The organism is uncultured Porphyromonas sp. (genome assembly GCF_938039215.1).
GTDB lineage: Bacteria > Bacteroidota > Bacteroidia > Bacteroidales > Porphyromonadaceae > Porphyromonas.
Window position 1 is genome coordinate 1 of sequence record NZ_CALHVI010000009.1, and the last position, 8827, is coordinate 8827.

7 protein-coding genes and 1 tRNA gene are annotated in these 8827 nt (G+C 54.5%); 7 read left to right on the forward strand and 1 reads right to left on the reverse strand.

The features are described from left to right. Window positions 1–373: 373 nt before the first annotated feature. The 6 genes from Q0336_RS01110 to Q0336_RS01135 all read left to right on the forward strand — a co-directional run bounded on the left by Q0336_RS01110 (window position 374) and on the right by Q0336_RS01135 (window position 7263). Window positions 374–1777, forward strand: a complete 1404-nt coding sequence (locus Q0336_RS01110) for a DUF6242 domain-containing protein (protein WP_298524545.1) — start codon at window positions 374–376, stop codon at window positions 1775–1777. Between the two features lie 29 nt (window positions 1778–1806). Next, window positions 1807–2502, forward strand: coding sequence for a DUF6089 family protein (locus Q0336_RS01115; RefSeq protein WP_298524547.1), 696 nt, complete (start codon window positions 1807–1809; stop codon window positions 2500–2502). Window positions 2503–2572: 70 nt separating this feature from the next. Then, the gene (locus Q0336_RS01120) at window positions 2573–3334 is read left to right on the forward strand and encodes an isoprenyl transferase (protein ID WP_298524550.1); all 762 of its coding nucleotides are present in this window, start codon (window positions 2573–2575) and stop codon (window positions 3332–3334) included. Between the two features lie 34 nt (window positions 3335–3368). Further along, window positions 3369–6098, forward strand: coding sequence for a POTRA domain-containing protein (locus tag Q0336_RS01125; RefSeq protein ID WP_298524552.1), 2730 nt, complete (start codon window positions 3369–3371; stop codon window positions 6096–6098). 63 nt (window positions 6099–6161) lie between these two features. Continuing rightward, a complete protein-coding gene (locus Q0336_RS01130) occupies window positions 6162–6677 on the forward strand; it encodes an OmpH family outer membrane protein (RefSeq protein WP_298524554.1) in 516 nt (171 codons plus the stop codon). A gap of 43 nt (window positions 6678–6720) precedes the next feature. Continuing rightward, window positions 6721–7263 carry an OmpH family outer membrane protein gene (locus tag Q0336_RS01135; RefSeq protein ID WP_298524557.1) on the forward strand — a complete coding sequence of 181 codons (543 nt, stop codon included), beginning with the start codon at window positions 6721–6723 and terminating at the stop codon, window positions 7261–7263. A gap of 257 nt (window positions 7264–7520) precedes the next feature. On the opposite strand, the gene Q0336_RS01140 is transcribed toward Q0336_RS01135, so the two are convergent. Continuing rightward, a tRNA-Val gene (locus Q0336_RS01140) sits at window positions 7521–7595 on the reverse strand. Between the two features lie 357 nt (window positions 7596–7952). Here Q0336_RS01140 and Q0336_RS01145 point away from each other — a divergent pair. Then, window positions 7953–8615: a hypothetical protein gene (locus Q0336_RS01145; protein WP_298524559.1), complete on the forward strand. Its 663-nt coding sequence runs from the start codon at window positions 7953–7955 to the stop codon at window positions 8613–8615. The last annotated feature ends 212 nt before the right edge of the window (window positions 8616–8827 follow it).

The window sequence follows — 8827 nt, forward strand, 5'->3', positions numbered from 1 at the left end:
CGGTCGACCGACCCACAGTAGGTTTTTTCGGCGACCTACCGTAGGTCCCTTTTTCGCCCCTTATCGCTCCCTCGCCAGAAGGGATGATAGAGCCTCCCCAACTTCATCCGATCAGCATGCTCCATCTTCAAACTACGGCCACAGAAGCTCTCATGACAAAGAAGGATCAATCCTCTTGGACGGTCTCTTGGGGCGATCTCTGCCCAATTATCAAGCATCAAGCCAAGCAGTCCATCGCAGAGAGGCTAGACTTAGCTTATTCTTTATAACTTTGTGCCCTAGTGTTAGGCTGGGGTGTTCTATCCTGCAGCTTCGAGTTGGATAGCCTAGCCGACATCGTATTAAGACGAGCTCTCTCAATAATTATATAAGCATGAGACGTATCACCTCCATAGCCCCTGCGGCTCTTGGCCTCCTAGCGCTGATCCTGAGCACATCTAGCTGCAACGGCAAGAAGAAGGTAGAACTAGAAGACTTCCAGCTCTACAATAACCAGATCACAGGATTTGCCCTCTCCACCCAAGACAAGGAGATGAAGGAAGCCCTCTCCAAGGCCGCCTTCGTCATCCGCAATACCGAGACTGGGCGGATCTACAATCCCCAAGCACTCCCCTATAACCCCAAGAGCTATGAGCTAAGTCTGCGCATCAAGAGCGCAACACAAGGGGCACAGATCGAGGTGATCACAGCCGATGGCAAGACGACTAAATGGACGGGGGAGAAGCAGACCTTCAAGAGCGACGACCTCTTCCACGGCATCCAGCTACGTGTGACGACAAAGGACCGCAGTGGGCAGCAGCAGAGCTACCTCTATAAGGTTACCTTCAAGCGCTACAAAGAAGACCCACACTCCTTCGCTTGGTCAGAGGCTTCGGTCACGGGGCTTCCTGCCTTCAGCTCCGCCTTCTCCACGGTTATCAATTCGGGGGATGCTGGGACGATCTACTACGTCAAGTCCGATGGGACGAGCGCAGCAAGCTCCTTCTCTAGCCCTACCGCTGCTTGGCAGGATGCAGGGCTCACGGGTATTCCTTCGGGAGAAAAGCTGACTTCAGTAGTCTCTTATGGGGGCAAGTTCTACGCTACGACAAGCGCCTCTAAGCTCTACGAAGGCTCTGGCGTGACCTTCTCCGAAAAGGCTATTGCAGGAGCCTACGCTCCTAGCCGTGTCCTCGGAGGACTCGCCGTCGATGGAGTCTCTTCGCTTATGCTCCTCGGAGCAAACACCTCCGGCACAAAGTCCTTCCTCACCTACAGCATCCCAGCTGGAGCGGTGACGACTGTCGGCGAAGCACCTGATGCAGCCTTCCCCGTCGAAGGAGAGACTATCAGCTACGAGCTGGCAGGTGGTAGCTATCAGGGTACCGCCCTCTACCTCGCTGGAGGACTTACCTCAGAGGGTAAGGCTAGCCCTAATCTCTGGTCCACGACCAACGGCCGTGACTGGCTCATCGTCGGCGGGAAGATCGCCGAAGGAAAGGCTGTCGCAGCCCAATCGCTAGCCTATGTACCTAGCCAGAAGCGTTTCTATCGCTTTGTCTCTACGACAGCAGGGCTAGAGCTCTACATCTCCAGCGACAACGGTCACTCTTGGGAGTCTGCCCGCAGCACGGCCTTCACGGGGCTTACCCTTTCGGACTTCGCAGGCTATCCCCTGCAGGCCTTCCCCTCCGCCGATGGAGAGACGATCTACCTGCTCCGAGGTGCTAAGTATAGTGGAGAGTCTGCAAAGCTCTTCGTTGGGAAGTTCGGCGGGCTAAAGACCATCGAGGACTAGCCCACCCCCTAAACCACCCCAGACCTGCGATGCGAAAGCTCCTTCTCAGTGCTGTACTCCTCCTCAGCTCCTGCCTCGGGCTACTACGAGCCGAGGCACAGGAATACCGCTACGAACTGGGGATCTCGCTAGCGTCTAACTACTACATAGGCGATCTAGGGAGACAGGGGATCATCGCACCACAGAGCCCTGGTCTTGCGTTAGAACTGAGACGAGTCCTATCTCTACGCTGGGCGCTCAGTAGCGAGCTAGCTCTAAGGGGACTACGGGGCTCGGGCACCTTTGCTTCGAATGCCTTCCCACAAGGCGATCGTACGATGAGCTTCAGCCGTATGCTTACCGACCTTGCCCTCGGAGGAGAGTTTCACTTCTTCCCCTACAGCGACAAGGAACGCTACCTCGGCACACGCTCTTGGACTCCGTTCCTCGGTGCGGGACTAGGACTTGCGGGAGGCTCGAGCGACTCGAAGCTCCAGCTCATACCTGGGGTATATGCCCGCCTTGGGCTCAAGTGCCGCCTCAGCTCCCGCTGGGGACTCTCGGCAAGTTGGTCGCTACGGCGTACCTTCACCGATCATCTCGAAGGCTTAGGCCCCGCTGCTTGGATGGCGAACCCCTTCGGGCTGAACCAAAGAGGAAGCATCAAGAATGCGGATAGCTATGGCTATTGGTCCATCGGACTGCACTACAGCCTAGCACCACGACAGCGATATAGCTGTAACTAAGATATAAGTATATTTGTATAGGGCTAAAGCCCCGTACAGATCCTAAATAGACAAGAAAGAAAACGTGTCAATGACGACGCCTTCACACCTGCCAGACCTCTCGCCCGAGCTTCGGATACCCGAGCACGTGGCGATCATCATGGATGGGAACGGGCGCTGGGCAAAGCAACGTGGACTTCCTCGCACCGATGGGCATATCCAAGGGCAGGAAGCGCTACGTGAGACGCTACGTGCGGCTGTCGAATTCGGCATCCGCTACCTGACGGTGTATGCCTTTAGCTCCGAGAACTGGTCTCGCCCCCAAGAGGAAGTCGATGCGCTGATGAGCCTCCTAGTCTCAGCCATTCACTCCGAGACCCCCGAGCTCCACAAGCAAGGGATACGGATACGTGCTATTGGTGACCTCGCACGCCTCCCAGAGGAAGCCCAGCAGGCACTCGGAGAGAGCATCGAGAAGACAAAGGCCAACGAAGGACTTACCCTCATCATCGCCCTCAGCTACTCCTCTCGTGATGAGGTACTCCGTGCCACCCGCAGCATCGCCCACGAGGTGGCCTCGGGAGCACTGACCCTCGACCAGCTCAGTGAAGACGTGATCTCTCGTCATCTAGACACCGCTGATTTCCCAGATCCAGATCTCTTGATCCGCACGGGTGGCGAGGAGCGCATCAGCAACTTCCTCCTCTGGCAAGCTGCCTATGCTGAGCTCTTCTTCTCATCCGTCTACTGGCCAGACTTTGGTAGAGAAGCCCTTCTGGATGCACTGAAGGCCTACACCGCACGCGAACGGCGCTTCGGTAAGACAAGCGAACAAATACAGCTGGAGGACTAAGCTCCGTCCCACCAGCACGACGATAATAGACCCTATGCAGAGAATCCCCGCACTCCTACTCCTTGCCTCACTCTTCGTGGCAAGCTCAGTAGAGGCTAAGCCCCATACGCTCCGACAGCTACCCGTAGACTCGACGAAGACCACCGAACCTGTGGTCCTTGCCCCTACTGTTAGCTACGAGCATCCCACCACCAAGACCATCGCTGAGGTCAAGATCACTGGATCTACCAGCTATGACAACTATGTCCTGAGTAGCCTCTCAGGCCTCAACGAAGGTGATGAGATCCAGATACCTGGTCCCGCTCTGACTTCTGCGATCAATCGCTTCCTGCAGTCGGGCTACTTCTCTAATGTCCGCATCCTCGTATCCAAGTACGTCGGCAACAAGGTCTACCTAGAGATCGCACTCACCGAGCGTCCTCGTCTCTCGGAGGCTACGTTCACGGGGGTATCTAAGGGTGACCGTGAGGAGCTAGAGAAGCGTACGGGTCTTCGTAAGGGATCACTCATCTCCCCCAACACGCTCGATCGTGCCCGTCAGCTCGTCAAGAAGTACTACGACGAGAAGGGCTTCCGTGATATGAAGATGACGATCCGTGAGACCGAGGCTCCTGGTCAGCCAGGCTACGTGAACCTCACCCTTGACATCGACCGCAGTGGCAAGACGAAGGTGCGTAACATCTACTTCGAGGGGAATAGTTCGCTCACCGACTATCAGCTGCGTATGGCTATGGGCAAGACGAACGAAGGCTTCTCCTTAGGCCGTGGGCGTGCACTCTCCTCCCTGCTGAAGATCTTCAAGCAAAAGAAGTTCGTCGACGCTGACTACAAGGAAGACCTTCAGAACCTCATCAAGCGCTACCAAGCTGCAGGCTATCGTGATGCAGAGCTTGTCAGCGATAGCATCGTCCCCGTACCAGGTACACGCAAGGTCGATATCTACCTCAAGCTAAACGAAGGGCAGAAGTACTTCATCAAGGATATTCGCTTCGTGGGGAACACGAAGTACTCTTCGGAGATCCTCTCCCAGCTCCTTGCCATCCGCCCCGGTGATGTCTATGACCAGAAGCGTCTAGAGAATCGCTTGAGCGTGGATGAAGACGCAGTGAGCAACCTCTACTACAACAATGGCTACATCTTCGCTGGTGTAGACCCCATCGAGACCAATATCCAGGGTGACTCTGTCTCGCTCGAAGTACGTGTGACCGAAGGTCCTCAGGCTACCATCGACAAGGTGATCATCCGTGGTAATGATATCGTCTACGAAGATGTCGTGCGCCGTGAGCTCTATACCAAGCCTGGGGTACTCTTCAGCAAGGAGGATCTGATGAACTCCTTCCGTATCCTCAATCAGCTTGGGCACTTCGATGCCGAGAAGTCCATCCCTAAGCCCGTGCCTAATCCACAGAGCGGCACGGTAGACATCGAATATGATCTGACACCGAAGAGCAACGACCAGCTCAACCTCTCCATCGGATGGAGCCAGACGGGTCTGATCGGATCCATCGGCTTTACCTTCACGAACTTCTCCATCCAGAACCTCTTCCGCCCCAGCATGTACAAGGGGATCATCCCCCAAGGTGACGGGCAGAAGCTCTCGATCAATGGGCAGACGAATGCTCGCTACTACAATCAGATCAGCGTGTCCTTCAGTGACCCTTGGTTCGGTGGGAAGCGTCCAAATCTCCTGTCGGTAAGTGCCTTCTACTCCCGTATGACGGCCATCGACCAGCGCTACTACTCAGGGCAGGCTCGCAACTACTATGGCTCGGGCTACTACAACCCCTACTATGGTGGTTACGGATACGGTGGCTATGGCGGCTACGGGAACTACTACGACCAGACGGGTCAGGGTAGATCTTCGCTCTACGAAGACTCCTACGACGCAGACAAGTCGCTAAGCATTATCGGGATGAGCATCGCCAATGGGCGCCGTCTGAACTGGCCCGACAACTGGTTCCAGCTCACCGCTTCGCTCAACTTCACCCACTATCGTCTGAATAACTGGACGTACAATACATTTGAGAACTTCCACCAGGGGAGTGCTAATGACATCAACCTCGAGCTGCGTATCGACCGCAACTCTACGGACAATCCTGTCTACACCCGTCGTGGCTCGGACTTCTCCTTCTCGGTAAGTCTCACGCCTCCCTACTCGCTCTTCGACAAGAAGGATTACTCCGATCCCTCACTTCCCATCGCTGATCGCTACCGCTTCATCGAGTACCACAAGTGGAAGTATTCGGGTAAGGTCTTCCTTCCTCTGATGAACCCCATGACCGTCAAGCGCACCCCTGTGCTCATGGCTCGTGTGGAGGGTGGTATCATCAATAGCTACAACAAGTACAAGCGCTCACCCTTCGGTACCTACTACATGGGTGGGGACATGATGTCGGGCTCCTTCGGCAATTACATGAACGAGACCATCGGCCTGAGAGGGTACAAGAATGGCTCGATCGCTGGGGCGAACTACGACTATGCTTACTCCTACATGAAGGCTTCGCTTGAGCTCCGCTATCCGCTGATCTTCGAGCAGTCGACGACCGTCTGGGTACTGGGCTTCGCCGAAGCAGGGAACGCTTGGGCAGATATCAGCCGCTACAATCCCTTCGACCTCAAGCGTTCGGCAGGGGTTGGTGTTCGTGTGATGATGCCTATGATCGGGCTCCTTGGTCTTGACTGGGGCTATGGCTTCGACCGTCCTAACGGCTACTCCGAACGAGGCGGTAGCAACATCCACTTCGTCCTCGGACGTGATCTCTAGCGGACGAAAACCTTCACCTCTCTTCTGGGGTTGAAGTAAAGTCTCACCTAATTAGTTTGTCTTATGAAGAAGATCCTTTTCCTCCTGGCTATGCTCCTACTTCCTCTAGGGGTAGCTCAGGCTCAGAAGATAGTCCTTGTGGACATGGAGTTCATCCTCAAGAAGGATCCCGCCTATACGGCAGTGACTCGTCAGATCGACGACCTCTCCAAGCGGTGGCAAGACGAAGTCACTTCTCTTGAGAAGAAGGCTGAAGCAGCCTATAAGTCCTACCAAGGGGAAGCAGCCTTCCTCTCCGCTGACCAGAAGAAAGCACGTGAAGAGTCGATCGTAGCTCTCGAGAAGCAGGCCTACGACCTCAAGCGTAAGTACTTTGGTCCTGAGGGTGACCTCTTCAAGCGTCGTGAAGCTCTGATGAAGCCCATCCAAGATCGTATCTGGGCTGGGATGAAGGAGCTTGCCCGTCGTGGAGGCTACCAGCTCATCATCGACCGCACCTCCTCCAAGATCGTCTATGCCGACCCTGCCCTTGATGTCAGCGAGTCAGTCCTCTCGATCCTAGGCTTCGGAGAGCGCTAGTAGTGTATAATCAACCCTAATAAAACGTAATAGAAGACCAACAATGAAGAAGTTTCTGATTTCCCTCCTGCTCATGCTTCCTCTCGCCTTCTCGGCGCAGGCTCAGCAGAAGATCGGTGTCGTCAATACCGCAGCCATCATGGAGGAGCTCCCTGATGTCAAGGCAGCTACGACCAAGATCCAAGACCTCGCTAAGCAGTATGACGCTGAGATCAAGCGCATGCAGGATGAGATGAAGACGAAGCTCGAGGCTTACCAGAAGGAAGAAGCCTCGATGACCGAAGTCATCAAGAAGCGTCGCCAGCAGGAGCTCCAGGAGATGGAGGCTCGCACGCAGAACAGCTACCAGATGATGCAGGAAGAGATCCAGAAGGAGCAGGAAAAGCTCATGGCTCCTATCCGCACCAAGGTCACGACTGCCATCAACAAGGTATGCGAAGCTCAGGGCTGTGCCTATGTCTTCGAGTCTGGTGTCATGCTCGCTATGGGCAGCACGGCTCTTGATCTGACGCAGGCTGTCAAGGATGCTCTTGGTATCCGTCCTACAGCTGCTGCACCTGCACGCACCAGCGGAGCGAAGAAGTAGCCTTCACCCCACAGCATAGAGAGCGAAGATCTCCTTAGAGAGTCCACCTCTCTACTGCTACGAATAAATAAGCCCCCGCCCCCAATACTCAGCGAGAGTATTGGGGGCGGGGATCTTTTGTATCCTTGATTAGGCCTTGGGGATACGTGCGCTCCTTGCGACGACCTACCCCAGCATAAAAGAGAAGCGACCATCACTCTGATGAGAGATGGTCGCTTGCTTTGTGGGATCAACTTCTTACGTGAAGGAGTCTTGAGTGGGCCCAATAGGATTCGAACCTATGACCCCCTGCTTGTAAGGCAGGTGCTCTAAACCAGCTGAGCTATAGGCCCGAGTGGAGGTTAGAGGCAAAAACGTCCTTTTTGCTCGGCAAAGGTATAAAAACTTATCCAATCCCCCAAAACTCAGAGGCTATACCTTCCGACATCACCCCACTCTTCCATAAGTTGTAGCCTAATCAGCCTCTGCTCCGAGCAAGCTTCAGCTTCAGCACGAGCCTACTACACCCTAGGGGAGATATACCTATACCGTGAGAGGGAAACGTCATCACACCCTTGATTACACAAGATGGAGTTACTCGTTCCCAGAAGGTGGTTATCCTCAGAACGGGTGAAGTACAAGGACTTTGAAAGAATTTTGCGCTTCCCTAACTTTACAACTGATTTCCAATCAATAACTACTGGTATCTCATGGACGAAATTTCAAAGATCACATCAGCACTCTCCGGTGGAGCTCTGCCCGAGGGCTACAATCCCAAGGCTATCCAGAAGCTAACCAAGCAATTTCAGAAGCTCAGCGAAGCACGCATCATCAGGAATTATCCCATTCGTCGCTTCCTCCATGACCAGAACTTCTACAGCGTCTATGCCTTCCCCATCAAAGGCACGGAAATAGCCGAAGAAACGCTACAGCAGATCAAGGCCAGCGTCGCCACACTCGATCATGGGCCTATGCGCTACGACTCGATGATGGGTGCAGGTCCAGACTACTGGACTCTGGAGCCAGAGACGGGGAAGCACACCAAGGTATATGCCAAGGAACCGACGGCCATCTCGATGATCAGCGATGCCTTCGATGGGATCGTCATCTACACGCTACCCGAATACGGGATCCCCTACAAAAAGGCAGCCCTGCGCCACGACATCCCCTATGTACTCTTCGGGAAGAAGGGCGAGCCTGACGAGTTCAAGCTACACCCCATCACGCAAAGCGACCTCGGACTCCCCGCTTCGGAGATCATTTATGAGGGCCACACCCCAGAGTCAAAAGAAAGTGCTCGCTATCAGCTCATATTCAAAGTCATCATAGCGATTGTACTGATCTGCTACCTCATCTATCGGTACCTACTCTAGCCTGCTCTCTAGATCAGTAGAGCGACTCTCAATTTAGCTCCATACACAGGTACGACCTTCCGGCGATACGGGTATCGCCAGAGGGTCGTACCTACTTTTATTTCGTCCCATGTAGTATGCCTTCGGAGGGGGGGCTCAGGAAAGGGGGCTAAAGGGATCTACGGTAGGTCGCCGAAACGACCTACCGTAGGTCGTCAAGGCGACCCACTGTA